The sequence below is a fragment of the Thermoactinomyces vulgaris genome, from assembly GCF_003688725.1.
GTDB classification, from domain to species: domain Bacteria; phylum Bacillota; class Bacilli; order Thermoactinomycetales; family Thermoactinomycetaceae; genus Thermoactinomyces; species Thermoactinomyces vulgaris.
In genome coordinates, this window is the sequence record NZ_REFP01000008.1 from 219,982 (window position 1) to 244,945 (window position 24,964).

The 24,964-nt window shown below is 48.9% G+C and carries 26 protein-coding genes; 15 read left to right on the forward strand and 11 right to left on the reverse strand.

The genetic code is table 11. The annotated features are described in order from the left end of the window. Positions 1-95: 95 nt before the first annotated feature. The 4 genes from ATH33_RS05440 to ATH33_RS05450 form a co-directional block, all read right to left on the reverse strand. Positions 96-1,838: a hypothetical protein gene (locus ATH33_RS05440; protein WP_170151238.1), complete on the reverse strand. Its 1,743-nt coding sequence runs from the start codon at positions 1,836-1,838 to the stop codon at positions 96-98. A 56-nt stretch (positions 1,839-1,894) separates the two neighbouring features. Then, on the reverse strand, positions 1,895-2,068 hold the full coding sequence (locus tag ATH33_RS13575; protein ID WP_156473333.1) for a hypothetical protein: 174 nt from the start codon (positions 2,066-2,068) through the stop codon (positions 1,895-1,897). Between the two features lie 220 nt (positions 2,069-2,288). Next, complete coding sequence (locus tag ATH33_RS05445; RefSeq protein ID WP_121874194.1) at positions 2,289-2,618, reverse strand: type II toxin-antitoxin system PemK/MazF family toxin; 330 nt, start codon at positions 2,616-2,618, stop codon at positions 2,289-2,291. Next, a complete protein-coding gene (locus ATH33_RS05450; protein ID WP_037994644.1) occupies positions 2,618-2,890 on the reverse strand; it encodes an AbrB/MazE/SpoVT family DNA-binding domain-containing protein in 273 nt (90 codons plus the stop codon). Before ATH33_RS05450 ends, ATH33_RS05445 begins: the two co-directional genes overlap by 1 nt. Before the next feature lie 201 nt (positions 2,891-3,091). Between ATH33_RS05450 and ATH33_RS05455 the strand changes: the two genes are divergently transcribed. Then, positions 3,092-3,796 carry a YdcF family protein gene (locus ATH33_RS05455; protein ID WP_037994643.1) on the forward strand — a complete coding sequence of 235 codons (705 nt, stop codon included), beginning with the start codon at positions 3,092-3,094 and terminating at the stop codon, positions 3,794-3,796. A 379-nt stretch (positions 3,797-4,175) separates the two neighbouring features. Here ATH33_RS05455 and ATH33_RS05465 read toward each other — a convergent pair whose 3' ends face one another. Continuing rightward, positions 4,176-4,454 (reverse strand): hypothetical protein, encoded by a 279-nt coding sequence (locus tag ATH33_RS05465; RefSeq protein ID WP_121874195.1) that lies wholly within the window; start codon positions 4,452-4,454, stop codon positions 4,176-4,178. 497 nt (positions 4,455-4,951) lie between these two features. Between ATH33_RS05465 and ATH33_RS05475 the strand changes: the two genes are divergently transcribed. Genes ATH33_RS05475 through cydC form a run of 4 tightly spaced genes read left to right on the forward strand, consistent with a single transcriptional unit; the run spans position 4,952 to position 10,851 of the window. Further along, a complete protein-coding gene (locus tag ATH33_RS05475) occupies positions 4,952-6,361 on the forward strand; it encodes a cytochrome ubiquinol oxidase subunit I (protein WP_037994637.1) in 1,410 nt (469 codons plus the stop codon). After that, positions 6,345-7,361: a cytochrome d ubiquinol oxidase subunit II gene (cydB, locus tag ATH33_RS05480; RefSeq protein ID WP_037994635.1), complete on the forward strand. Its 1,017-nt coding sequence runs from the start codon at positions 6,345-6,347 to the stop codon at positions 7,359-7,361. Before ATH33_RS05475 ends, cydB begins: the two co-directional genes overlap by 17 nt. Beyond that, entirely contained in the window at positions 7,361-9,085 is a 1,725-nt protein-coding gene (gene cydD / locus ATH33_RS05485; protein WP_037994730.1) for a thiol reductant ABC exporter subunit CydD, read from the forward strand. The genes cydB and cydD overlap by 1 nt, the downstream gene beginning before the upstream one ends. Continuing rightward, positions 9,082-10,851 (forward strand): thiol reductant ABC exporter subunit CydC, encoded by a 1,770-nt coding sequence (gene cydC, locus ATH33_RS05490; RefSeq protein WP_037994634.1) that lies wholly within the window; start codon positions 9,082-9,084, stop codon positions 10,849-10,851. The genes cydD and cydC overlap by 4 nt, the downstream gene beginning before the upstream one ends. A 52-nt stretch (positions 10,852-10,903) precedes the next feature. Here cydC and ATH33_RS05495 read toward each other — a convergent pair whose 3' ends face one another. After that, positions 10,904-11,311 (reverse strand): hypothetical protein, encoded by a 408-nt coding sequence (locus ATH33_RS05495; RefSeq protein ID WP_049720370.1) that lies wholly within the window; start codon positions 11,309-11,311, stop codon positions 10,904-10,906. A gap of 248 nt (positions 11,312-11,559) precedes the next feature. Between ATH33_RS05495 and ATH33_RS05505 the strand changes: the two genes are divergently transcribed. After that, entirely contained in the window at positions 11,560-12,276 is a 717-nt protein-coding gene (locus tag ATH33_RS05505; RefSeq protein WP_049720369.1) for an AzlC family ABC transporter permease, read from the forward strand. Then, a complete protein-coding gene (locus ATH33_RS05510) occupies positions 12,269-12,568 on the forward strand; it encodes an AzlD domain-containing protein (RefSeq protein WP_037994628.1) in 300 nt (99 codons plus the stop codon). Before ATH33_RS05505 ends, ATH33_RS05510 begins: the two co-directional genes overlap by 8 nt. A 36-nt stretch (positions 12,569-12,604) precedes the next feature. On the opposite strand, the gene ATH33_RS05515 is transcribed toward ATH33_RS05510, so the two are convergent. Next, positions 12,605-13,990 carry a peptide MFS transporter gene (locus tag ATH33_RS05515; protein WP_037994627.1) on the reverse strand — a complete coding sequence of 462 codons (1,386 nt, stop codon included), beginning with the start codon at positions 13,988-13,990 and terminating at the stop codon, positions 12,605-12,607. A gap of 405 nt (positions 13,991-14,395) precedes the next feature. On the opposite strand from ATH33_RS05515, the gene ATH33_RS05520 reads away from it, so the two are divergent. Beyond that, complete coding sequence (locus ATH33_RS05520) at positions 14,396-15,430, forward strand: acyltransferase (protein ID WP_037994624.1); 1,035 nt, start codon at positions 14,396-14,398, stop codon at positions 15,428-15,430. A 111-nt stretch (positions 15,431-15,541) separates the two neighbouring features. Here the strand turns inward: ATH33_RS05520 and ATH33_RS05525 are convergent, their stop codons facing one another. Both ATH33_RS05525 and ATH33_RS05530 read right to left on the reverse strand, forming a co-directional pair. Next, positions 15,542-15,769, reverse strand: coding sequence for a hypothetical protein (locus ATH33_RS05525; RefSeq protein WP_037994623.1), 228 nt, complete (start codon positions 15,767-15,769; stop codon positions 15,542-15,544). 246 nt (positions 15,770-16,015) lie between these two features. Beyond that, the gene (locus ATH33_RS05530; RefSeq protein WP_052186670.1) at positions 16,016-16,591 is read right to left on the reverse strand and encodes a TlpA family protein disulfide reductase; all 576 of its coding nucleotides are present in this window, start codon (positions 16,589-16,591) and stop codon (positions 16,016-16,018) included. 360 nt (positions 16,592-16,951) lie between these two features. Here ATH33_RS05530 and qoxA point away from each other — a divergent pair, with 360 nt between their 5' ends. The 6 genes from qoxA to ATH33_RS05560 all read left to right on the forward strand — a co-directional run bounded on the left by qoxA (position 16,952) and on the right by ATH33_RS05560 (position 22,543). Further along, positions 16,952-17,839 (forward strand): cytochrome aa3 quinol oxidase subunit II, encoded by an 888-nt coding sequence (gene qoxA, locus ATH33_RS05535; RefSeq protein ID WP_242062472.1) that lies wholly within the window; start codon positions 16,952-16,954, stop codon positions 17,837-17,839. Between the two features lie 26 nt (positions 17,840-17,865). Next, on the forward strand, positions 17,866-19,809 hold the full coding sequence (gene qoxB / locus ATH33_RS05540) for a cytochrome aa3 quinol oxidase subunit I (RefSeq protein WP_037994723.1): 1,944 nt from the start codon (positions 17,866-17,868) through the stop codon (positions 19,807-19,809). A 19-nt stretch (positions 19,810-19,828) separates the two neighbouring features. Further along, positions 19,829-20,413, forward strand: coding sequence for a cytochrome aa3 quinol oxidase subunit III (gene qoxC / locus ATH33_RS05545; RefSeq protein ID WP_037994620.1), 585 nt, complete (start codon positions 19,829-19,831; stop codon positions 20,411-20,413). 2 nt (positions 20,414-20,415) lie between these two features. Next, complete coding sequence (gene qoxD / locus ATH33_RS05550) at positions 20,416-20,715, forward strand: cytochrome aa3 quinol oxidase subunit IV (protein ID WP_049720366.1); 300 nt, start codon at positions 20,416-20,418, stop codon at positions 20,713-20,715. Positions 20,716-20,839: 124 nt separating this feature from the next. Next, the gene (locus ATH33_RS05555; protein WP_037994617.1) at positions 20,840-21,676 is read left to right on the forward strand and encodes an aldo/keto reductase; all 837 of its coding nucleotides are present in this window, start codon (positions 20,840-20,842) and stop codon (positions 21,674-21,676) included. Positions 21,677-21,772: 96 nt separating this feature from the next. Further along, the gene (locus tag ATH33_RS05560) at positions 21,773-22,543 is read left to right on the forward strand and encodes a TatD family hydrolase (RefSeq protein WP_049720365.1); all 771 of its coding nucleotides are present in this window, start codon (positions 21,773-21,775) and stop codon (positions 22,541-22,543) included. Positions 22,544-22,592: 49 nt separating this feature from the next. On the opposite strand, the gene ATH33_RS05565 is transcribed toward ATH33_RS05560, so the two are convergent. Then, positions 22,593-23,378 carry a carbon-nitrogen family hydrolase gene (locus ATH33_RS05565; RefSeq protein WP_121874196.1) on the reverse strand — a complete coding sequence of 262 codons (786 nt, stop codon included), beginning with the start codon at positions 23,376-23,378 and terminating at the stop codon, positions 22,593-22,595. Between the two features lie 95 nt (positions 23,379-23,473). Here ATH33_RS05565 and ATH33_RS05570 point away from each other — a divergent pair, with 95 nt between their 5' ends. After that, a complete protein-coding gene (locus tag ATH33_RS05570; protein WP_037994612.1) occupies positions 23,474-24,646 on the forward strand; it encodes a pyridoxal phosphate-dependent aminotransferase in 1,173 nt (390 codons plus the stop codon). A gap of 58 nt (positions 24,647-24,704) precedes the next feature. Here the strand turns inward: ATH33_RS05570 and ATH33_RS05575 are convergent, their stop codons facing one another. After that, positions 24,705-24,893: a hypothetical protein gene (locus ATH33_RS05575; protein ID WP_037994609.1), complete on the reverse strand. Its 189-nt coding sequence runs from the start codon at positions 24,891-24,893 to the stop codon at positions 24,705-24,707. Positions 24,894-24,964 lie beyond the last annotated feature (71 nt).

The window sequence follows — 24,964 nt, forward strand, 5'->3', positions numbered from 1 at the left end:
TGAGTCTCTTGATTTGTCAAAAAGGTGACCCCAAATTGCCCGAGGGAATGTTTCATAGAGAAAAAAAGCCAGGCAGTAAGCCCGGCTATTTTGGGTTATACGGGGGTGGTGGCCATTTCGCCCTCAAGGTTTTCGGTTTGGCTGTCAATCCATGCTTTCAATTGATTGAACAGTTTTCCATATGGTTTGAGAAGATCCGGTTCGAGATGGATTGCTTGTTTTGCGAAGGGTTGCGTCAACCGTTTTTCGGTTCCTTCGGTTTCGTAAGGCTGAAGGAAGGCTTGAACATGAACGGAACGGGCATTATCCTGGTCCCGCGAGATGTTCAGGCAAAAATGAAAGCCACGGGTATGGGATGAAAAGAGATATGAGTGCTCAGCATGATTTGCGACCTTTTGCCAAGAGCGGGCGAGTTCATCATGTTGACGCAACGAACCCAGCGAGCTTTTCACAGATTCCATTTCCGATTGGATTTTTTTCATCTCCGCCTTCAGCGTTTCCATCTCCCGATGGATCTTTTTTTGTTCATCGGCCAGCTTTTGGATTTTGGATCGGGTTTCGTAAATTTGGCGCGTCAAGTATTGGAGTTCTGTTTGGACGGCGATGAGTTCCTGTTGCTTTTGTTTCAGCTTGCCGGAGGAAAACAGGCGTTTGAAAAATCCGCTGAGTTTCCGGATTTCTTTTTTCAGCTGGTTTTCAACCGCTTCTTTGGCGCTTTTTTCTTGTGTATATTTCTCTTTCTGTTCCTCATATTCAGATTGTTGTTGCAATAAATCAGTATGTTGATGATGTAAATCTTTGGTTTGCCACTCAAGTCGGGCATATTCTTCTTCCAGTTGCGCCCGTTGTTCTTCGTGTTGCTGAATCAGTCCGGTTTGAAAACGGAAAGGAAATTCTTTTGGTGCCAGCGGTTGGGCTTGGTAACGGGCCAAAACCTGATGGATGGTGTCGTGCAAGCGTTGATCTTTGACCTTTGGTGGATCAAACGCGGGAAAAGGTTTTTCATCCAGATCCAAAAAAGCCAGTTGTTTCTCTATGGAGATCAGTTCCATCCCGGGAGGCTGATCTTCTGTTTGTGTCACCTTGCCGTAGATCGCGATTTTTCTTCCCAAAAGCGGGGAGAGGAAATCCCGGTCATAAAGGTGTCCCGGGGAAACCGTGATTTTCAATTTCTCATCAGGTCCCAAGGTCAGTTCCACGCCGTGGTACCGGTTCAAAGAGAGATTTTGCACCACACCGGTGATGATGGCATAGGAGCCGGCTGCTTGGTGTGCTGATTCATGAGAGTACAACATTTGCCCCAAATCGGTGGTTTTTCCGTCCACCTGCACCCGTTGGTGAACCCAATCTTCCTGCATTCCGTCAAACAGCTCTTGAAACAGAAAAGATTGTTCCGGGCGTTTCTTGCCGGAAGCCGGTTTGGATTCTTGGGAACGGGTTGGTGCGGCCAAACGCAGGCTTTTTTCCAAGGCCGGCAGACAGAGGACTTGATCATGGAGAACGGTTAATCCGTGCCTTTGGGCCACTTCGCGAATATAGCCGGCGTCCCGGAAAACGCATCCGGGGATGTGTTTTTGATTGGGGCGAAGCCGGAAATGATGTTCTTTGCTTTTTTTAAAGTGATAATGGCTCACTTTGGGAAGCTCAGAACGCGAAGGCGGCGTTTCATGCTCTTGGACGTAGCGCTTCCAGCAACCGAAACAGTAAAATTCGCCCTTGATTTTGGCAAAGCGGGAAGGGTCCCGTTCCCGGAGCGCGGCGATTTCCTTTGTGTGCTTCCGTTGCCATGTCTCATTCTCCCATAACATCGCATTTCTCATACTGGTTACAGAGGGCATATCAAAGATCACCTCATATGTATAAATATTCTTCCCTCTATTACCATATCAAAGAATTACCGTTCCTTTAACCAAGGAGACCCGTTCCAGTTCTCATGATTGGTCCATCCGGTCAAATTTTCGCCCTTTTTGGCATTTATCCATCCCCGCGGGTTTAAATCCGACCGGGTGAAATAATTCTGTTTGGGCAGTGGTTTTGCTTTGACATTCCAACCAAAATTCTTTTTCATCAGCGTCATCTCCTTTTATATTTAAAAGAGAATGTTGTTTTATTGGAAATAATATTCGTTCCGTCATGTTCTTTTCCTGCTTGCAGCAGAGGGGAACCGGTTGTTGTGAACTTCCCGGGGGAGCATTAGACAAAAAATAAGAGACCATCCTTGAGATCGTCTCGCGATAATTTCATTTGTTAAATTGGCTTGAGAGAAAAAGAACAGGCTTTCTTGCCGTTTATGACAAAAAGGTATGGATTAATTCAATGCAATCATTAACCACGTTTTCGGGTGCCCGGCCTTTGATCGTAAATTGCCGTGCCTGCCAATCTAGGCTTTTGACTTGGTCCGCCAGAATGACGCCTTGAATGGGCAGACCGTCGGGCAATTTCACTTCAAATGGGTAGCCTTTTTCTTTGCGGGTGATGGGGCAGACCACAGCGAATTTGGTCACTGCGTTGAATGATTGGGGGGATAAGACAATGGCGGGGCGTCTTCCGGCCTGTTCATGCCCGGCTTGCGGATGGAAGCTGACATAAACAAGATCCCCGCGATCCGGTACGGCCATTAAATGAGCTCATTCCCTTCGGTTCCAAGCTGAATTTCTTCATGGCGGTTTTCCGGCGTGACTTTGGCCAGAAGTTCATCCAATGTGGGTTTTTTCTTCTTTGGAACCAATTTAATCTCTTGGTTTTCCACTTTCATTTCCAATTCGGAGCCTTGCTTGATGGACAACATCTCGGCAATATGGCTGGGGATCCGAATGGCCAGGCTGTTTCCCCATTTACGGACTTGTGTCGTCATCTTCATGATTCCTCCTTGATTTTCCTCCTCTTTCATTTTATCACCTCCGGGATGCCTTGTATACACATTGTATCTACAATGCGGTTGGATTATGCATTTATCTTTCAGAATGGCAAACGGGAAAACCGGCTTTAAAATCCATCCAAAATATCCGGGGCAAAAAGGAGGAAATGGGAGGGACGAAATCAAAAAGGGAGGAAGAATTCAGCTGAGGTTTGAACAGCGGGGGAGAGAAAAATGACGGTGTTTATTATTCTTGTCCTGATGTTGTTTGCCACTTGGTTTGTTTTCTACCTGCGGGGAAAACGTTTTGCGTTGAGAGACCGTTTGCAAAAAGCAGATGCCATTGTCGTGCTTGCCGGCACCCGGGGAAACATCCGGTTTTTGGACGGCAAAATTGCGACGGCCGTGCGGTTATATCGTGAAGGATGGGCTCCCCGGATCATTTGCAGCGGAAAGTTCAGTGCCAAGGTGAATGGAACGGGGGAACCCCGGTTGATCTCTCTGGAAACATTGCGGGAGGCTGCACGGTGCGGACGGATTGAAGAAAAAGACATTAAAAGAGCCGCCGCCACTTGGGATACCCGTCTCGGAGCCGGATATATGCGACGAAAAGCTTTGTCCATGGGGGTTCCTTCCCGTGCGGTTCTCGTCGAAGATGAGTCCCTCCATACGCGTGAAAATGCGGAGTATGTGCTGGATCTGCTTAAAGAGCATGGTTTATCCCATATCATTCTGGTGACGTCGCCCTTTCATCAATTGCGCGCTTATTTGACGTTTGCCAAAGTCTTTCAACCGCACGGGATAAAAATCACCAATTATTATGCGGATACAGGGGAATGGCGGCCTTTCACCTGGTTCCTGTCAAAAGAACATCGAAAACTGGTGAGGGGAGAAGTGCAAAGAATCAAATTGTATAAAGAAAAAGGAGATCTAATGTAAAGACGGCTTTGTTCGCACACCAAAGAAAATGAGAATCAAGCCGATTAATCCTGTAGCATAAGGATAAAGGATTGGAAAAATGAAAGATGGCCATGCAAATAACAAATCGGTATACCGGCCGACCGGATGCCCTGCATATTGAACCAGAAAAGTTTGAAGATCGGTCCTCCCACCTTTATATCCGAACTCTTCTTTTGTACAGGTACCGTCTTCACGAACCTTCCATAAACGAAACGTTAACATTTCCTTCATCCCGTCACGGTAATATTTGTAATGCAATTCATTTTCATTCCTTACTTTATAGTCAGAGATCTCTGCCAAAATGAAGACATGACTTTCCTTTGTTTTGGAATCGGTGACGGCGAAGACAGAAACGTCGTCAGCTGAGGGGGGGGAGGAATTCGGGAGGTTCATTTTCATGATTGGTGACGCTCTCCAGCATTCGATTTTTAAATGTATCTAACCGTTTTCCATTCAAGTAAACCTCGACATCGCCTGTGAACACGGATTTTTTGATCTCTTTTTGCGGCTTGATTTTCAATTCCACTTGGTTTCTGCCATATTTAAAATGAGGCGTGCCGGGGTGCCAGGGATCGTCAAAAGGATTAAGGGTCAGTTGTAAATGATAATCAGCGACGATTTTGTAGCGTTGGTTCATTTTTGAATTCCAAGTTTTTTCCATCGTCATTAAGGTGATTAAGGGGAAGGAAAAAAGAGAAAGGACCAAACAACCGGTTCAGGCGGATTTTCCCTGTTCGCATTTGGTTCACTCCGATCATGGGGAAGTATGGACACGCATATCCCGGTTCAGCTCTATTATTATATTTTAAATATAAATCATTTTTCGAATTAATAGAATGAAAATAACACCAGCGGTTGTTTCGCTTTCCCGATATTTCATTTTGTTAATGAATGATCATTCTTGTGCGTTTTCTTCCGGAAAAGGATTATGGGGGATGTATGATTTCAAATCAGGATATTCACTTGAATTCCGGGGTGGAAAAAGGGATTTATTCTTTGGGTGATTATGTGATTTTTTTCACAAAAAAGCCATACTCGCCCGCAAAAATTGGCAGCGCTTCATGCCATAATAAAGGTGAGAAGGATTAAAGCCAACGTGATTGGCAAATTGGCGGGAAAGGTGGAGAGAAGCAAATGGATTTGCTCACTTTGTCACGAATTCAATTTGCCGTGACGACGATTTATCACTTTATCTTTGTGCCTTTGTCCATTGGCTTGGTGTTTTTGATTGCTGTGATGGAGACGATGTACGTTGTCAAAGGCAAAGAAGAGTACAAAAACATGGCAAAGTTTTGGGGAAAGCTGTTTTTGATCAACTTTGCCGTCGGTGTGGTGACCGGGATCATCCAAGAGTTTCAGTTTGGGATGAACTGGTCGGATTACTCCCGGTTTGTCGGGGATGTGTTTGGTGCGCCACTTGCCATTGAAGCGTTGTTGGCTTTCTTTATGGAGTCGACGTTTATCGGGCTTTGGATTTTTGGTTGGGACCGGTTGTCCAAAAAATTGCATTTGGCTTGCATCTGGCTGGTGTTTATCGGGACGACACTGTCGGCGTTTTGGATTTTGGCGGCCAATTCGTTCATGCAACATCCGGTCGGATTTACCATCAATCAAGGCCGCGCGGAAATGAACGATTTTCTCGCCCTCATTACAAACGGGCAATTGTGGGTGGAGTTCCCGCACACGGTGCTCGGGGCGTTGGCGACCGGGGCGTTTTTGGTGACCGGGGTCAGTGCTTACAAGCTGCTTAAAAAACAAGATGTCCCATTCTTTAAAAAATCTTTCCACATCGGAATTGTCGTTGCACTCATCTCATCTTTCCTGGTGGCAATATTCGGACATCAGCAAGCGCAGTACCTGATGCATACCCAGCCCATGAAAATGGCGGCCAGTGAAGGGTTATGGGAGACCAGTGAGGATCCTGCGCCGTGGACGGTTTTTGCCGTCATCAATCCGGAAACGATGGAGAATAAATATGAAATTAAAATTCCGTACATGCTCAGCTATTTGACCTACAGCAAGTTTTCCGGATCGGTGGAGGGCATGAAGGAACTGCAACAAAAATATGAGCAGACATATGGAGCGGGAGATTATATTCCGCCGGTAAGAACCACGTTCTGGAGCTTCCGGATCATGGTTGGGGCCGGCGTGGCGATGATCCTGTTGGGAATGTACGGAACTTACCAGGCCTTGCGCAAAAAACTGCCGGATGTGAAACCGTGGTTTTACCGCATCATGGTCTTCGCCATTTCTCTTCCGCATATCGCCAATGCTTCGGGATGGATCATGACCGAGATCGGCCGCCAGCCGTGGACGGTTTTCGGGCACATGACTACCGCAGACAGTGTTTCGCCGGGTGTGACGGCAGGGGAAGTACTGTTTTCGCTCATCGCTTTCACGGCGATTTACACGATCCTGGCGATTGTGATGGCTTACTTGTTTGTCCGGGTCATTAAAAAAGGGCCGCATGCAGCCGTTGAAGAGGAAGCCCAGTCGGAAGACCCGTTTGAAATGGGGGGACAACGCCATGCTGTATCTCAATGAATTGTGGTTTGTGTTGGTGGCCGTGCTCTTTGTCGGGTTCTTCTTTTTGGAGGGATTTGACTTTGGGATCGGGATGTCGACGAAGTTTCTGGCCAGAACGGACGGGGAGCGGAGGGTTTTGATCAATGCCATCGGCCCGTTCTGGGATGCGAATGAGGTGTGGCTCCTGACTGCCGGCGGTGCGATGTTTGCCGCATTTCCGCACTGGTATGCCACGCTGTTCAGCGGATATTATTTGCCGCTGGTGATCGTCCTGCTGGCTTTGATCGGCCGGGGCGTTTCCTTTGAATTCCGCGGGAAAGTGAACAGCGAAAAGTGGAAAAAAACCTGGGATGAAGTGATTTTTTGGGGAAGTTTGTTGCCTCCGTTTTTGTTCGGGGTTTTGTTTGCTGGTTTGATCCAAGGGTTGCCCGTGGATCATCAGATGGAACTGAATGCCGGGCTGTTTGACATGGTTAACTTGTACACCGTGACCGGCGGCGTGACGGTTACCGTTTTATGCCTTGTGCACGGTCTCCTGTTCGCCACGCTGAAGACGACGGGGGATTTGCGGGACCGGGCGCGGAAACTGGCCAAACGCCTGTTGGTTCCGCTGGCCATGTTGCTGGTGGCGTTTGGGGGCATGACCTGCTTAAAAACCGATTTGTTTAACGTGCGCGGGGACATTTTGACCGTGACGTTCCTGTTGGGGACGGCGGCTTTCCTGGTGGCCGGAGCGATGATTTCAAAGAAAAAAGACGGCTGGGCTTTCGGCATGATGGGCACGGTGATCACCCTCGCGATTGCCTCGGTCTTTACGGGCATGTTCCCCCGCGTGATGATCAGTTCCATTGACAGTGCCTATAACCTGACGGTTTATAATGCGGCTTCCGGACCGTATTCGCTGAAAGTGATGACGATCGTGGCTTTGACGCTGTTGCCTTTTGTGTTGGGATACCAAATTTGGAACTACTACATTTTCCGCAAAAGATTGTCTGAAAAGGAGCACTTGGAATATTGATGAACCGCAATTGGTTGAAGCTTCAAGGGGTGAAGGGCTTCCTCTTGAAGCTTTTCATCATGACAGTCATTCAAAGTGTCGCGATCATCATGGCGGCGAAGTGGCTCTCCGGTGTGGTTTCGGCTTTGTTTGCCGGGGAGCCGCCGGCTGAGCAAGCTGTTTTAATGGGACTGTTTTTGGTGTTTTTCCTTCTGCGCCACGGGATGCAGTTTCTGATGGATCAATCGGCCTCCCGTTTTGCGGAGCGGACGGGAGCCGGGGTGAGAAAACAACTCCTGAAAAAGCTGGTGCAAAACGGGCCGCGCTTTGCCAAACGGGAAGGGACGGGTAACTTGGTGACGCTGGTGTTGGAAGGTGTCACGCAATTTCGCACGTATTTGGAACTGTTTTTCCCCCGCATGATTTCCGTCGCCGTGACACCGGCCCTCCTGTTGGTTTATGTGTATACGCTGGATGTGACCTCCGGTCTGATTTTAACGGTGACCCTGCCCGTTTTAATCGTGTTTTTGATTCTTGTCGGTATGGCGGCGCAAAAGCATACGGAAAAACAGATGGCCTCGTTTCGGGTTTTATCCAATCATTTTGTCGATTCGCTGCGCGGACTGGAAACGTTGAAATTCCTCGGGCGGAGCCGGGCACACGGCCACACGATGGAAAGGGTGAGCAACCGGTACCGGGAAGCGACCATGCGCACCTTGCGCGTTGCTTTTTTGTCCTCGTTTGCGTTGGAGTTTTTCACCATGCTTTCCGTGGCCTCGGTGGCGGTGCATCTGGGACTTGAACTGATCAAAGGACACATGTCGCTGGCGACGGCACTGGCCATTCTGATGTTGGCGCCGGAGTATTTCTTGCCGGTCCGGATGGTGGGAGCGGATTACCACGCCACATTGGACGGAAAAGAAGCAGGGGAAGCGATTTTCGGGATCATCGGACAAAAAGAAGAACCCGTCACTGCCAAGCTTCCCGCTTCGTTTGTCTGGGACAAAGACAGCTTCTTGTCGCTCACTTCGCTTGTGGTTCGCCATGAAGAAAAAGGATCGGCTTCTTTGGAAAAGGTGTCGTTTGAGATCCGAGGATTTCAAAAGGTGGGGATCGTCGGGGAGAGCGGAGCCGGCAAATCGACATTGATCGATGTGCTGGCCGGCTTTAAGCGGCCGGAGTCCGGTTCGGTTTGCATCAACGGAATAAAGCTCTCGTCTTTGATGGAAGAAAGATGGCGCGGGCAAACGACGTACATCCCGCAACATCCGTATTTGTTCAGTGCCTCTTTGGAAGACAACATCCGGTTTTACAAGCCGGACGCCACCCGGGAAGAAGTGGAAAAAGCGGCAGCGTCCGCCGGCCTCACGAAACTGATTCAAACATTGCCCGGCGGATTGGATCAAATCGTCGGAAACGGCGGCAGATCGTTAAGCGGCGGCCAGGAACAGCGGGTGGCATTGGCCCGGGCTTTTTTAAACGACCGCCCCGTTGTGCTGTTGGATGAACCGACGGCACATTTGGACGTGGAGACCGAGTATGAACTGAAAGAAACGATGCTTCGTTTGTTTGAAAACAAACTCGTCTTCCTGGCCACGCACCGGCTGCACTGGATGCCGCACATGGATGTGGTGTTGGTGCTGGACAAGGGGAAAGTGGTTGAAACCGGAACCCATGAGGAGCTGCTGGCGCAAAAAAGCTTGTATTATCAGTTGTTTCAAGCGCAAAGGGAAGGGTTGGCATGAAAAAGGAACAATGGATTTTCGCTTATCTCCGGTCTCACCGTCTGCGGTTTTTGCTGGTCATTGGATTGGGGATTTTGACGGCCGGTTGTGCGGCGGCCCTGATGTTTACTTCCGGTTTTTTGATTTCCAAATCGGCGCTTCGTCCGGAAAACATTCTCATGGTTTATGTGCCGATCGTTCTGGTTCGGACGTTTGGGATCGGGCGTGCGGTGCTCCATTATGCGGAGCGGTTGATCAGCCATGATATGGTGTTGCGCATTCTGGCCAAGATGCGTGTCCGTCTGTACCGGATCTTGGAACCGCAGGCACTTTTCCTTCGCTCCCGTTACCGGACAGGGGATATGTTGGGGACGCTTGCCGATGACATCGAACAATTGCAGGATGTGTATGTGAGGACGATTTTCCCGGCGGTGACCGCGCTGGTGATTTACGGGTTGGCCGTTGCGGCTTTGGGAACGTTTGACCTTTCGTTTGCCCTTTGGATGGCTTTGTATCTGTTTTTCCTGGTGGTTCTTTTGCCGCTTGTCTCGCTTTGGGTGACACAGGTGAGGCAGCGCCGCATGAGGAAAAACCGGAACCGTTTGTACCGGGAGTGGACGGATGCGGTCATGGGGCTTTCGGATTGGGTGATCAGCGGGCGGTCGGCAGAATTGATTGCGTCGCATGAGGCGGATGAAGACCGGTTGGCTGTTGAGGAGAGAAGGTTAAAGCGCTGGAAGCAGTGGAGAACGCTGGTCGGACAAGTCATGCTCGGAGTCCTGGTGATCTTCATGGTTTCCTGGGCCGGTGGCCACGCACAAAACGGCCAACTTGCCGCCCCCATGATTGCCGCGTTTACGTTGATTGTCTTTCCGTTGACGGATGTGTTTCTTCCGGTGTCCGAAGCCGTGGAAAAAATTCCGCAATACCGCCATTCGCTGAACAGGATACATCGTTTCGGCAGATCGGGTTTCGTTCCGCCATCCGAACCGGAAGTTGCGGAAGAAGAGTTGCAAAAGGCGAAACAAAAAGCGGATATCCGGTTGAAAAAGGTGTCCCATCGGTATGAAGGTGCTGATGAATGGAGCATGGACAACATTTCCCTGGATATTCCCCACGGGAAGAAAGTGGCATTGATCGGACGGAGCGGAGCCGGAAAGTCGACCCTCATCAAACTGATCCGGGGCATGTTGGCTCCCGAACGCGGACAGGTGACCATCAACGGGGTGGATGCCGTCCGGTTCGGCGGGGAAATTTCAAAAGTGATTTCCGTGTTAAACCAGCGGCCGCATTTGTTTGACACCACCGTAGCCAATAATATCCGGCTGGGCAAACCGGATGCGACCGATGAAGAAGTCCGCCGGGTGGCCCGGCAAGTCCGACTGGATGCACTGATCGAATCCCTGCCCCTGGGGTATGACACCCCGATGATGGAAACGGGAGAGCGATTTTCTGGCGGGGAACGGCAACGGATTGCATTGGCCCGGATATTGCTGCAAAACACGCCCGTGATGGTTTTGGATGAGCCGACGGTGGGACTGGATCCCCGGACGGAACGGGATTTGCTTGCGACGATTTTTCAGGTTGCCGCCGGAAAAACCCTGATCTGGATTACACACCATTTGACGGGAGTGGAAAAAATGGATGAGGTGGTCTTTATTGAAAACGGAAGGATTGAAATGATCGGTCCGCATGAAGAACTGCTTGCCTGTTTGCCACGTTACCGCCGTTTATATCACTTGGATCGTCCGGTGATGCCGGAAGAAGCCAGTGGATCCGGACGATGAAGAAAGCCTCCTTTGTCCCGGGTTTAAGCCCGGAGCAAAGGAGGCTGTTTTCTTACCAACCATATGGGAATTTCATCAACACAAGGATCAGATACATGCAAATCGAGGTCAGGATGGCATGAAAGCGCACTTTTTTCAGCCAGCCGGTCCGGTCCTCTTCAAAGGACGGGGGAGCTTTCCGGCAATAATATCCGAACATCCCGCCAAATGCGCCCACACCGGTAAATACAACCGCCACAAGGATGATCCACAATACCGGATAATTTCCTTGAAGATACATGATGAGGCCCGTGACGAATTGAGCGACCAAAATCCATTGGACGGTGAAGTTCATCCAGTAATAAACTTGCAGAACCCCCCGGTTTTGTAACCACGTTTTGCGCAAGAAGAAGGGCAATAACAAATAGAAGCCCATGCCGACGGCTCCCAAGAGATGAAGAAACAGCATGATCCGGTTCAAGAATGCTTCTCCTTTCTTTGAGTGATGGTGAACATTTTATTCTATCATGGAAAGGCCGATGGGTTTGTGAGATTTATCGCAAGACCAAAAAGATTTTGATGCAGCCGATCAACCGTCCGGTCGGGCGCGGCGGTCCGCACAACATGATGCTTTGGCTCCAAATCGGTTTCCTGTCTTTTTATATCAACTTATAATATACTAATAAATAAAACTTTTGTGGAATCAGCTTGAAAGGATTGGACAAGCAGATGATCAATCAGCAGGGGCATGAAGCATGGCGGGGGATTAAACAGGGTTTTGCGGAGGGAGTCTTAAAGTCCGTTCCCATCGTCATCGGTTATCTCCCGGTGGCGGTTGCTTTCGGCCTGATTTCCACCCAATCCGGTCTTTCTCTTTATCACACGGTGCTGATGAGTGTCATGGTTTATGCCGGAGCCAGCCAATTCATGGCCGTGTCGATGTTGGCAGGCGGAGTGGGGGCAATGGAGATTATCTTGGCGACCTTTATTTTAAATTTCAGGCATTTTATCATGAGTTTATCTCTGATGAACGGAATAAAATCCGTCCCGAATCAATGGAAGTGGGTTTTGTCTTCGTGGATCACGGATGAAACGTTCAGTGTGGCTTCTTTTCATAAAGAAAAAGCCGGTCCCGGGTTTTTGGCGGGTTTGATGCTCACCGCTTACGGATCGTGGATTTTTGGCACCTTGTCGGGCGCGCTCCTCGGGGATTTTATTCCGCCGGTCATCGGGGAAAGCATGTCCATTGCTTTGTATGCCATGTTCATCGGGCTGTTGGTGCCATCCGTGCGGAAGAACTGGAGAATCGGGTTGATCAGCGTTCTTTCCATGCTTCTTTGTTACCTTTTCAGCCAATTTACAAGCAGCGGCTGGTCGATTGTGCTGGCAACCGTATTGGGAAGCCTGGCAGGTTTGGTTCTGAAACGGAGGGAGACTGATGAATGAATTCTTGATCATCCTCGGCATGGCAGTGGTGACTTTGATCCCGAGATGGTTGCCGGTCCTCATTATCGGGCGCTTCACTTTTCCCAAACGGGTGAATGACTGGTTGGGCTTCATTCCTTATGCTGCACTGGGCGCTTTGATTTTTCCCGGGATCTTAAGCGTGGATGCCGAAAATCCTTCCACCGGACTGATCGGCGGTCTGGTCGCCGCCCTGTTGGCGGTTTTTCGCGCCCCGGTTCTGTTGGTGATTGCCGGTTCGATTTTAACGGTCATGATTTTAAAAGGCGGATAAAAAGGGAGGGAACCTGGTTCCCTCCCTTTTTTCCGGTCAGTCCATCATCCGCACCAGGATGCGGTTGATGGAAATCAACAAGAGGCCGAAGAAGATGGCCAGTCCTCCAATGATGGCGAAAATCTCCATGAAGCCGAACGATGTGGTCAGTGCAGCGATTTGGCCGCCCAAGATATTGGCCACCCCGGTGCTGGCCAACCAGACTCCCATGAGAAGCGAAGCCAGTTTGACCGGCGCAATGCGGCTGACCAAGGAAAGCCCGATCGGAGACAAGAAAAGTTCTCCCAAGGTATGGAACAAATAAGTGAACACAATAAACAGCAGGTTGGCTTTGACCGTGATATGTTCCGCATCACTGCCGGTTTGAAGCACGGCAGCCATCAGAATCAAAAAGCCTGTGCCCAAAAGAACCATTCCCAGCCCCATTTTGATGGGAACGGGCAAATCTCCCCGCTTGGAGTTGGCCAGTTTGGTCCACAGCATGGAAACCAAGGGTGCCAGCAGAATGATAAACAACGGGTTGACCGATTGGAACCAGGAAATGGGGATTTCCCATCCGAAGAGGGTCCGGTCGATAAAGTCCCGGGTGTAAAGCGTCATGGAGCTTCCTGCTTGTTCAAAACCGGCCCAGAAAAAGACGACAAAACAAGTGATGAGGATGATGGCCAGTGTCCGTTGTTTTTCCTTTTTGGTCAACGGTTCGTTGGCTTTGGGATTGGCGGCCGTTTTCTTGCCGGCCGGTTTCATCCCGATGTCCCCCAAATAGCGTTTTCCCAACAGGTTAAAAGCCAGTTGTCCCGCGATCATTCCGATGGCAGCGGCAAGAAAAGCGTATTTAAAGCCGTATTGCACCACTCCGTTGACGGTGGTTTTAAAGAAATCTTCGGCCAAAAAACCGCAAATGAGCGGGGCAAACAAGGCGCCCAGGTTGATGCCCATGTAAAAAATCGTAAACGCTGCATCGCGCCGTTTGTCTTGTTCGCTGTAAAGTTCGCCCAAGAGGGTGGAGATATTGGGTTTAAAGAAACCGTTCCCCAGGATGATCAGCGCCAGTCCGATATATAACGCCGCCTGACTCTGGTTAATGAACAGCACCAGGTTTCCGAGCGCCATGGTGACACCCCCGATGGTGATGGCCAGGCGTTTTCCGATGAAATGGTCGGTCAGCCAGCCGCCGGCAAGCGGTGTGAAATAACAAGCGCCGGTGTAAAAGCCGTAAATCATCGATGCGGTCGCAGGATCAAATCCCAAACCGCCGCTGACCAGACTGGCGGTTAAATACAAGATCAACAAACTCCGCAATCCATAGTAACTGAATCGTTCCCACATCTCCGTGAAAAAAAGCAGTTTGAGTCCGGGAGGATGTTTTTTCGTGGGTGCCGATTCCGCTATGTTTTCTTCAATTTCCACTGCTGCTTCCATGTGATGATCCCTCCTTGAATGTTGCCTGATTGCCTGGCTGGTTGATTGATTAGGTGAAATACTTTGGAAAAAAATAAAAATCCAGCAGAAAAAAAGGCTTGTCGTTAAAATTTTGGAACAATTATAGAAAAAACATCGAATATTATCTTTGAAAATTTTAAAGGAAATATTTCTGTTCGTCAAAGGTTAATGATTGGGAAAAAGATTGCCAAGCGAGGAAGAGATCTTGGATGAATATTTAAAACTTATGGACAAATTTTTCTGACTATTAATTGTTGCGGGCAAATATGTTATGCTGGAGATGAAGATGAAATGATCCCTTTTAGGGATCATTTTTTTGTTTATCAGTGCATTGGCTGTGTCTTAAGGATTGGGGAAATGTTTTGCAGCAAGAGGAGGATCGGGATGAAAAAAAGAATTGAAGAAGCGGATTACATGAAAGGCGTCGCCATTTTGGCCGTGATTTTGATTCATGTAACCGCTTTTAGCATGCGTTCATTTCATCAATTGACAGACGGGGGCGTGTTTTTTGCGATCAATCAGTTGGGCAGGTTTTGTGTTCCGGTTTTCTTTATGATCTCCGGCTTGTTTTTGTTCTACCGGTACTATGACAATGAACCGTTTCCGGTCAAAAGCTTCTTTAAAAAGCGCACCATGTATATCCTGATTCCCTATCTGATCTGGTCGGTCATCTATCTGATTTACGGAAAAATGGTTCATCCGGAAACCGCTCCCGGGCCGGGAATCAAAAGCATTGAGGCGATTTTTACGGGAGGCGCCTATTATCACTTGTATTTCTTGGTGGTCATGGTTCAATTTTATGTGTTGCTTCCCGTTTTGATCTGGGCATTCCGCAAGTTTGGAGGCATCACGGTGGTTGCCTTCTCACTGCTCGTGAATGTGATCGCCGGAAGCATGACTTGGTGGGAAGTGGTGGACAAGTTGCCGTGGCTTGCGTCCTATAACCAAAATGCCATGTATTACTTTCCGGTTTGGTTATTCTACTTTTGTCTGGGCGGTTGGATCGGCCAACATGCCGACCAGGTATACCAATATGTCAAAAAAATCCCTTTTTCGGCGACGGTCCTCTTTTATCTGGCCTCGGCCGTTGCGATGATGATCGAGGGATTCGTCCGCAAACACACCGGCTTCTTTAATTATTCGGTTTTTGCTTATTCGATTTGCACGCTGATGCTGCTGTATCAGATGTTTTGCAAATGGAAGTTTTCCTGGATGTATATGTTGGGGAAATATTCGTTTGGCCTGTATTTGATTCATCCGATGTTGTTAAACTTATGGAGCCAAGTCAGTTCCAAGCTGTTCCCAGCTGCCTCCTGGACGGAGTTTTTCATCATGTTGTTCGTCGTGACGCTTTTTTCCTTGGGATTGGCCAAGCTGATGAAGCGTCTTCCCTACCATTATCTGATCACGGGAAAATAATACGGGAAATGAAAAGGGAATCCTGAACGGATTCCCTTTGCCGGAGCGAAACGACGGGACGGATGTTTTGAATCAGGCGGTGCCATGCGGTAACACATCGCCTTGAACCGGTTATTTGCGAGGGGTGGAAGGGATGCTGGGCAATGCTTGATTCCACTGTTCGATCACTTGATTCGCCAAATCTTCCAAAATTTTCGCTTCATCAAAATAAAGGGAAGGGCAGCTGTTGTCCGGGTTTCGCTTCAATTCCACCTTTCGCAAAGTCTTATGTTTCTTTAAAGCGTGCAACAAAATCTGTTTGGCGTTGTTATCCAACTTCAAAACAATTTTACGCTTCACCTTGATCTTCCTCCGATCTTCTGAATACGAACCCGTTGATCCGTCGGGGGCGGTTGGTGAACGATGATTCACAGGTATCTAGTACAAGTATAAGAAATAGAAGCCGTTTGATGCAATGAATTATGGGAATTAGATAAAAATATTTGCTAATCTTAATTTTTTATCTTCTTATTTGTATATTTCGGTTTTGAGGCCGAATGAAAAAGCGGAATCTCCCAACCGCGGAGATCCCGCTTTTTTTGTGTTTTACGGTTCAATCAGCCTGGAAAGTTGTTGATCCAACACGGCTGGGGTGAGTTCGCCGATTTGGTGGTGGATGATGCGCCCGTTTTTGTCGATGAAAAACGTTTGGGGCAAGGCCGACACGCGATAAAGATCGGAAACCCGGCCATCCGTGTCCAGACCCGCCGGGAAGGTGTAGCCATGCTGTTTTATGTATTGTTGTGCCGCCTCTTTCCGGTCCAGATGCGTGGTGTGAACCATGATGATTTGGACTTGATCCTGTTTGGATTGGTAAACCTTCTCCAACAGCGGCATCTCCCGTTTGCAGTTTTCGCACCAAGTCGCCCAAAAATTAATGATCGCGGGTTTACCGGAGTCCGCGGAAAACCGGACCGTCTCTTGAAAAATGCCGGGCAGCTCAAATCCCGGCGCTTGGGACTGTTTGGGAAGCGCATGGGACGCAATATATTCTTCGGCGGTCATGTTTTGCGGGTTTTGGGATTTGGAGGGGGAACTCCTGAAAGACCAGATCGCATAAACGGTCAGGACGGCCAGGATGAGCAGAAGGGAGATCTGAAGCAGCGGCTTTTTCTTGTCCATCCTCGTGTCAGCTCCTTCCGTCAATTTATCCCTATTGTAGCGGTCGGCACGGAAAAAGGAAAGGAGAACGAAGATGGGAAGTTTTTATAAAAATATAAACAATAACCGGCGGAATCGGGCCGAAAAACAAAAAATTTTATGAGTAACCATTATTTTCCTGGCATTTTCAAGAAAAGATTTACGGAAATGTCATATTTCATGTGATCAATTGCACATTTTTTTCTATACAATGTCTCTAGTAAAAACCGTAAGCAATTATTGTGAGAGTTTACTATTTTTATCCATTGTTTGTAAAAATATTCTTTCTATTGTATTCAGGCGATGATGTTTATTTACGCAAGGAAGGATGGGGTATCAGCAATGAATAAAAAGCGCCTGCTGCGATGGATGCCGCTGACGGGATTGTTCCTGTTTCTGTTGACGGGCTGTTCGATGAAAACAGGCATTTTGAATCCGCAAGGTCCCGTGGCACAAAAACAGTATGACTTGATCTTGTGGTCTGTGATTTTGATGATGATTATTTTCGTCGCGGTTTCCGTCTTGTTTGTTTACATGATTGTGAAATACAGAGCAAAGCCGGAAAACGAAGGTTACGAGCCGCCGGATATTGAGGGAAGCCGCAAGCTTGAAGTGGTCTGGACCTTGATCCCGGTGGTGATTGTCGCCTTGTTGGCCGTCCCCACGGTGAAGGCCACGTTTGACTTGGAAACATCCCCGAGTCCTCACAAGGAACCGATGGTGATCCAGGTGACATCGGCTGACTGGAAATGGATTTTCAAATATCCGGAACAAGGGATTGCCACTGTCAACCACTTGAAGATTCCGGCCGGGGTGCCGGTCAAATTCGAATTGAATGCGGTCGGGCCCATGAACTCTTTCTGGATCCCTGAATTGGGCGGACAAGAGTACACGATGCCGGATATGGAGATGGTTTTGTGGCTGGAGGCGGACCGGCCGGGCGTGTATCAGGGCAGAAGCGCCAATTTTTCCGGTGAAGGATTTACGCATATGACCTTTGATGTGGAATCCGTTCAGGCTCCGGACTTTGATCAATGGGTGCAAAGCGTGAAAAAATCTGCACCGGCCATGACGGAGACGGAGTATCAGCAGTTGCTCGAACCGGGACTGGTGGAGGAGAAAACTTACTCTTCTTTCCCGGAAGAAAAAGAAAAAACAAATGCCCATGGATCGGATCATCAGGGCTCCGCAGGCACTGATCATCACGGTAGCCATGGAAGCCACCATTAGAGCAAAGGAGGGCTAACGAAGTGGATCTGTTCAAGTTTAAGATACCGGACCCGTTTTTGATTACCAATGAACCGATGATTGTCATTGCGGAGATATCCATTGTTCTTGTCACATTGGGAATTCTGTTTGTGCTGACCTACTTTAAAAAGTGGCGTTGGCTGTGGGAAGAATGGTTAACCACGGTGGATCATAAAAGAATCGGGATTATGTATTTGATTTGTGCGTTGTTGATGTTTTTCCGGGGCGGGGTAGACGCACTGTTGATGCGGACCCAATTGGCCCTGCCCGATATGAATTTTCTCAATGCCCAGCATTATAACGAGATTTTTACGACGCACGGAACCATCATGATCATCTTTATGGCCATGCCGTTTCTGATCGGTTTGATGAATATCATCGTTCCGCTTCAGATCGGTGCGCGGGACGTTGCGTTCCCCGTGTTGAATGCGGTCAGCTTCTGGCTGTTTTTTGCCGGAGCCATGCTCTTCAACCTGTCCTTTGTCATCGGGGGGTCTCCGGATGCCGGATGGACCAACTACACTCCGCTGGCAGGCAATGATTTAAGCGCAGGCCCCGGAATCAACTACTATCTGTGGGGACTTCAAATATCCGGGATCGGCACCTTGATGACCGGGATCAACTTTATCGTCACGATCATCAAGATGCGTGCACCGGGAATGAAACTGATGAAAATGCCGATGTTTACTTGGTCGACGATGATTGCATCTGTCATCATTGTCTTTGCGTTTCCCGTTTTAACCGTTGCTTTGGCGATGCTCAGCATGGACAGGCTGTTCGGCACCCATTTCTTCACCATTGACGGCGGCGGTATGCCGATGATGTGGGCCAACCTGTTCTGGATTTGGGGACATCCCGAAGTGTATCTGGTGATTTTGCCCGCATTCGGGATTTTCTCGGATGTGATTACGACTTTTGCCAGAAAACGGCTCTTCGGATATGGCGCCATGGTTTGGTCGATGATTTTGATCACGGGCTTGAGTTTTCTCGTGTGGGTTCACCACTTTTTCACCATGGGTTCCGGACCTTGGATCAACTCGGTCTTTTCCGTCACCACCATGCTGATTGCCATTCCGACCGGTGTGAAAATCTTTAACTGGCTGTTTACCATGCACAAAGGACGGATTGAATTCACCACGCCGATGTTGTGGGCAACCGGATTTATTCCCACCTTCCTGATCGCCGGGATCACTGGTGTGATGCTGGCGGCAGCAGCGGCGGATTACCAATTCCACAACACGTACTTTTTGATCAGCCACTTCCACTATGCATTAATCGGCGGAACGGTCTTCGGATGTATGGCGGGACTCACTTACTGGTGGCCGAAGATGTTCGGGCATATGCTGGACGAGCGGCTGGGGAAATGGTCGTTTTGGACCTTCTTCATCGGGTTTCATCTTTGCTTTTTCCCGCAATATATCCTGGGCTTCCAGGCGATGCCGCGGCGCATTTACACGTATCCGGCCGAAGCGGGTTGGACGGCGGGCAACTTTATCAGCACCGTGGGCGCTTTCGTGATGGGAATCGGTTTTCTCATCCTGGCTTACAACATCTATTACAGTGCGCGTTACGGCGAGCGGGATACGACCGGGGATCCGTGGAACGGACGCACGTTGGAATGGTCCATTCCGTCACCGGCTCCGCATTACAACTTTGCCCGCATTCCTGTGGTGAAGAAGCAGGATGACTTCTGGTACCGGAAAAAAGAAAACCGCAAAGACAGCGACGAGCCGCTTCAACCGATTCATATGCCGAATAACACCGGAATGCCGGTCATCTTTGCGGCGTTCATGTTTGTTGCCGGATTCGGGTTTGTTTTTGAATGGTATCTCTTGGTGGTCATCGGCTTGTTGGGAATCTTCGGATCGATGCTGTGGCGCACGTTCAACGATTATGACGCCGATCATTATATCCAGGTGGAAGAAATTGAAAAAGATTTAAGGGCCGGTTGATCAAAGGAAGAAGGAGGGAATGAAGATGCCTTTGGAATATTCAACGAAGGAAGGCCGGATGAAAATTTTCGGCTTCTGGATCTTCCTGGGGGCGGAAGTTGTTTTGTTTGCCACGTTGTTTGCCGCGTATTTGGTTTATCATCATCAGACGGCGGGCGGCCCGTCCTCGCGGGAGCTTTTTGAAGTCAAAGAATTTATGATGGAAACGCTCCTTCTTTTGACCAGCAGCTTTACGTGCGGGCTTGCCATGTTGGAAATGAGAAAGGATCGGCAGAAGGGATTTATGGCATGGATGGGTGTCACGCTTTTGCTGGGTCTCGGCTTTCTCTACATGGAGATTCATGAGTTTATCGCATATGTGAATGAAGGGGCAACCATCGGAACCAGTGCATTTTTGTCTGCCTTTTTCACCTTGCTCGGGACGCACGGTTTGCATGTATCCTTGGGGATTGTATGGGTGTTGGCGGTCATGCTGCAGATTTCCCGCCGCGGTTTTACGCCCATGACGGCGAGAAAAGCGTTTATCACCGGTCTTTACTGGCATTTCCTTGATGTTGTGTGGATCTTTATCTTTACGGCGGTTTATTTGATGGGAGTGATGTGACAATGAAACAACATGATCTTTCGCCCAAACAGCATATTATCGGTTTCCTGTTGTCACTCCTTTTGACCTTTGCCGCACTCGGTGTGACGCTCAAAGCGCCGTTTTCCGAGTCTGTCAAAATCACGGTGATTTTTGCTCTGGCCTTCGTGCAATTCATCATTCAGCTCATTTTCTTCATGCACCTCACCGAAGGAAGAGTGAAATTCTTTCAGGTTATCAACATGTGGTTTGCCGTTTTCATTGCGGTGGTTGTGGTGGCAGGTTCCGTTTGGATCATGCTTTATAATACAATGCATTTGTAAAAATGAGGGATGACTCACCGGCTGGTGGGTCTTTTTTTCGCTTTAAACGTTCATATGATCGTTTGCATGATCATTTTGCATTGACTAAAATGAGAAGGCATCGAAAAAAAGATGGAGGGATATTATGGCAAACCCCAAAAAGCTTTCAGACACAGTCAAACTGGCAAACGGTGTGGAAATGCCCCGGTTGGGACTGGGGGTTTGGAAAGCCAAAGACGGTGAAGAAGTGCAAAACGCAGTCAAAGCGGCAATTCAAACCGGATATCGGTTGATTGACACGGCAGCGGTTTACAAAAATGAGGAAGGTGTCGGAAAAGCCATCAAAGAATCCGGGGTATCAAGAGAAGACCTGTTCATCACCACCAAAGTTTGGAATGATGACCAAGGTTATGAGTCGACGCTTCAAGCTTTTGAAGAAAGCCGCAAGAAACTGGGGTTGGAATATATTGATCTTTATTTGATCCATTGGCCGGTGAAAGGGAAATATAAAGAAACCTGGAAAGCCTTGGAGAAACTTTACGAAGACGGATTGGTCAAAGCGATCGGGGTCAGCAATTTCCAAGTTCACCACTTGAAAGATTTACTGTCGGATGCCAAAGTCAAACCCATGGTGAACCAAGTGGAGTTTCATCCCTATTTGACCCAGAAAGAACTGCTTTCCTATTGCAATGAGGAAAACATTCAATTGGAAGCATGGAGTCCTCTGATGCAAGGCGAAGTGGTCCGGGTGGATGTGATCAAGGAGTTGGCGGAAAAATACGGAAAAACCCCGGCCCAAATCGTATTGCGCTGGGATTTGCAGCACGGGGTCGTGACCATTCCCAAATCAGTCAAAGAGCATCGGATCCAAGAAAACGCAGATGTGTTTGACTTTGAGTTGAGCCGGGAAGATATGGACAAGTTGGATGCACTGAACAAGAATCACCGGTATGGTCCGGATCCGGACAACTTTGATTTTTAATCCGGCCGTCGCGGGAGGGGAAAAACGTTTGGCCAACAGGCGGATCAAAAAACGGATCCGCCTGTTTCTTTTTTTATGTTTACGGAGGAATCAAAAGTGTATTGGGATGCGCATATTCATTTGGAGAAATACGAGGATTCGGAAATAGAGCGGTTTTTATCCGACGCACGGTTGGAAGGGGTGATCGCGGTGTCGATGGATCTTCCGTCCAGCCGGCGCACGTTGCAACTGAAGAAAAGATTTCCGGGCAAGGTTTTTGCCGCTTGCGGTTTTCATCCGGAACAGCCGCCTTGTTTTGACCGTGACAAGTGGTTTTCATTTCTGAATGCCCACCGGGAGGAGATCGATGCCATCGGTGAAGCGGGGCTTCCCTATTATCTGGAGCGTGAGCGGAAAAAAGAAGGAAAGCCATTTGACAAGCCGGCATATCTCCACATCTTGCAAACCCTGTTGAAATGGGCGGATGAGTGGGACAAGCCGGTGATTTTGCACGGGGTGCATGAAGACGTGCCGCTGATTTGCGACTTGCTGGAGGAAACTTCCATCCGCCGTGTTCATTTTCATTGGCTGAAAACCGATCCGGAGACGTTAAAACGGATGGAGAAGTCCGGATATTATGTTTCTTTTACGCCAGACCTCCTTTACAATGAAAAAACGCGTCAAGTGGCCCGGAGTTATCCGCTGGAGCGGATCATGGCCGAAACCGACGGTCCCTGGCCTTTTGAACATCCATTTGCAGGCAAGCGAACCGAACCCCCGATGGTTTGGGCGGTTTTGAAAGAGCTGGCCCGGTTGAAAGGATTGCCGTTTGAAAAAGTTGCCGGGCAAGTGCGGGAAAACACCCGGCGCTTTTTGCGGATTTCATGAAAAGAGTCCCTTTTTTTGAAAAAGAGACTCGCGGAGCAGCGGATATTATTTATTCATAGAGTTCCGGCCGGCGGTCCGTGAAGACCGGAATGGTGGAACGGACTTTTTGCACCAAGGACAAATCCAGATCAGCAAAAAGAATTTCTTCGTCTTCTCCGGCTTCTGCAATCACTTCTCCCCACGGATCCACCACCATGGAATGGCCGGCGAATGTATTGTTCGGATCTTTTCCCGTCCGGTTGCAAGCGACGACATAACATTGGTTTTCAATCGCGCGGCTGATTAAAAGGTGACGCCAGTGAGAAAGCCGCGGCCCGGGCCATTCGGCCGGCACAAACAACACATGGGCGCCGCGGAGCACCATTTTCCGGATCCATTCCGGAAAGCGGATATCATAGCAAATGGCTGCCGCACACAACAGGTCGCCCCATGGGAAGACCCCTTCCTGATCGCCGGCTTTCAGATATTTTTCTTCTTCCATCAGACGGAATAAATGCACTTTCTTGTATTCCCCCGTCTGCTTGCCGGCAGGATCGAAGGCATACAATGTATTATACGTACCGGTTTCCTCCCGGTTGGAAACGGAGCCGCCGATGATGGCCACTTGATGTTTTCGGGCGAGATCCCGCAAGAAGGCTTTGTTGGTTTGACCGTGGTCATCCGCGATTTCATCCAGCCTTGTCAAATCGTATCCGGTGTCCCAAAGTTCCGGAAGCATGATCAAATCCGGTTGTTGTTCCATCGCCTGCGCGACTTTTTCCTCCACTTTTTTCCGGTTGGCTTCCGGCCGTCCGTAGGCAATGTCCATTTGAATCAAGGCAACGGTTTTTTGCATGGTTTTCCTCCAGATCCTTTGACAGATTTTCTTTTAACATATAACATAATTCAATATATTTTCAAGAATATTTGGATAGACGGGATGTGGTCAGGATGGAGAGATTTGAACAAGCTGATGCCTTAAAACGATTGCCGGAGCAATTTTTTGCCAAACTGGTCCGAAAAGTGGGGAGGGCGGTGGAAGCAGGCCATGATGTGATCAATCTGGGACAGGGAAGCCCGGATCAACCCACACCTCCCCATATTGTCAAGGAACTGCAAGAAGCGGCTTCAAATCCCAAGTACCATAAATACCCGCCGTTTCACGGTTTTTCTTTTTTAAAAGAAGCCGTCAGCCAATTTTATGATCGCGAGTACGGGGTCCGGCTGGATCCGGAGAAAGAAGTGGCGGTGTTGTTCGGGGGAAAAACCGGATTGGTTGAAATTTCGCAGTGTTATTTAAATCCGGGGGATGTGGCATTGGTTCCCGATCCGGGGTATCCGGATTATTGGTCGGGAATTGCCTTGGCCGGCGGCCGGATGTACATGATGCCCCTTTTGAAAGAAAACGGGTTTTTGCCGGATTACGGGCAAATCGACCGCGAAAGTGCGGACCGGGCAAAATTGATGTTTCTCAATTATCCCAATAATCCGACGGGTGCTTTGGCCCATGCGGCGTTTTTTGAAGAGACCGTGCGTTTTGCCAAACGGCATCATGTTTTGGTGGTTCATGATTTTGCTTATTCCGCCATCGGTTTTGACGGGCAGAAACCCCGCAGTTTTTTGCAAACGCCGGGGGCCAAAGACGTTGGCGTCGAAATTTACACCATGAGCAAAACTTACAACATGGCCGGCTGGAGAATCGCTTTTGCTGTCGGGCATGAAGAAGTGATCCGGTCCATCAACCTGATCCAGGATCACTTTTATTGCAGCTTGTTTGGCGGCATTCAACAAGCGGCGGCCAAAGCGCTTTTGGGGCCGCAAGACTGTGTGCGTGAATTGGTCGGGATGTATGAAAGAAGGCGGGATCTCTTTATCCGTCATTTGAGGGAAATCGGCTGGAAGGTGGAAGCACCGCAAGGCTCCTTCTTTTGCTGGTTTCCGGTCCCCGAAGGATATGATTCGGAGACGTTTTCCGATCTGTTGATCGAAAAAGCGCACGTGGTCGTCGCTCCGGGCGTGGGCTTTGGACAGCAGGGAGACCGGTATGTCCGGGTCGGATTGTTGACCTCGGAAGAACGTCTGCAAGAGGCGGCTCACCGGATCGGCCGGTTGGGGATTTTTTAAAAAGGGCCAATGGAAAAAGGGCGTTTTCCCCGGGAAGCCCCTTTTTATTCTGCGGGGATTAAGCCCTTTTTTGCGTTTTCCAATCCCAACCGGCTTCGGTGTGAAATACCGGCGGGCAATGGGATGAATCAAAGTGTTTCAAACAACGTTCGCAAAGCAAAATGTTTTTTCCCTCCAAAACAAAACGCGCTTCATATTTGGCTTCCTCTTTCCCGCAATGTTCACACAAGTATCCGTTATGATTCATGGCAGGTGTCCTCCTTCACAGCAAGATGAATCATAATATTTTATAAATACTATATATTCCCTTATTTTTTC

Coding starts and splice junctions, on each gene's coding strand:
- ATH33_RS05440 (WP_170151238.1), bottom strand. CDS start 1,838: ATGCCCTCTGTAACCAGTATGAGAAATGCGATGTTATGGGAGAATGAG.
- ATH33_RS13575 (WP_156473333.1), bottom strand. CDS start 2,068: ATGAAAAAGAATTTTGGTTGGAATGTCAAAGCAAAACCACTGCCCAAA.
- ATH33_RS05445 (WP_121874194.1), bottom strand. CDS start 2,618: ATGGCCGTACCGGATCGCGGGGATCTTGTTTATGTCAGCTTCCATCCG.
- ATH33_RS05450 (WP_037994644.1), bottom strand. CDS start 2,890: ATGAAAGAGGAGGAAAATCAAGGAGGAATCATGAAGATGACGACACAA.
- ATH33_RS05455 (WP_037994643.1), top strand. CDS start 3,092: ATGACGGTGTTTATTATTCTTGTCCTGATGTTGTTTGCCACTTGGTTT.
- ATH33_RS05465 (WP_121874195.1), bottom strand. CDS start 4,454: ATGAACCAACGCTACAAAATCGTCGCTGATTATCATTTACAACTGACC.
- ATH33_RS05475 (WP_037994637.1), top strand. CDS start 4,952: ATGGATTTGCTCACTTTGTCACGAATTCAATTTGCCGTGACGACGATT.
- cydB (WP_037994635.1), top strand. CDS start 6,345: ATGCTGTATCTCAATGAATTGTGGTTTGTGTTGGTGGCCGTGCTCTTT.
- cydD (WP_037994730.1), top strand. CDS start 7,361: ATGAACCGCAATTGGTTGAAGCTTCAAGGGGTGAAGGGCTTCCTCTTG.
- cydC (WP_037994634.1), top strand. CDS start 9,082: ATGAAAAAGGAACAATGGATTTTCGCTTATCTCCGGTCTCACCGTCTG.
- ATH33_RS05505 (WP_049720369.1), top strand. CDS start 11,560: ATGATCAATCAGCAGGGGCATGAAGCATGGCGGGGGATTAAACAGGGT.
- ATH33_RS05510 (WP_037994628.1), top strand. CDS start 12,269: ATGAATGAATTCTTGATCATCCTCGGCATGGCAGTGGTGACTTTGATC.
- ATH33_RS05515 (WP_037994627.1), bottom strand. CDS start 13,990: ATGGAAGCAGCAGTGGAAATTGAAGAAAACATAGCGGAATCGGCACCC.
- ATH33_RS05520 (WP_037994624.1), top strand. CDS start 14,396: ATGAAAAAAAGAATTGAAGAAGCGGATTACATGAAAGGCGTCGCCATT.
- ATH33_RS05530 (WP_052186670.1), bottom strand. CDS start 16,591: ATGGACAAGAAAAAGCCGCTGCTTCAGATCTCCCTTCTGCTCATCCTG.
- qoxA (WP_242062472.1), top strand. CDS start 16,952: ATGAATAAAAAGCGCCTGCTGCGATGGATGCCGCTGACGGGATTGTTC.
- qoxC (WP_037994620.1), top strand. CDS start 19,829: ATGAAGATGCCTTTGGAATATTCAACGAAGGAAGGCCGGATGAAAATT.
- qoxD (WP_049720366.1), top strand. CDS start 20,416: ATGAAACAACATGATCTTTCGCCCAAACAGCATATTATCGGTTTCCTG.
- ATH33_RS05555 (WP_037994617.1), top strand. CDS start 20,840: ATGGCAAACCCCAAAAAGCTTTCAGACACAGTCAAACTGGCAAACGGT.
- ATH33_RS05565 (WP_121874196.1), bottom strand. CDS start 23,378: ATGCAAAAAACCGTTGCCTTGATTCAAATGGACATTGCCTACGGACGG.
- ATH33_RS05570 (WP_037994612.1), top strand. CDS start 23,474: ATGGAGAGATTTGAACAAGCTGATGCCTTAAAACGATTGCCGGAGCAA.
- ATH33_RS05575 (WP_037994609.1), bottom strand. CDS start 24,893: ATGAATCATAACGGATACTTGTGTGAACATTGCGGGAAAGAGGAAGCC.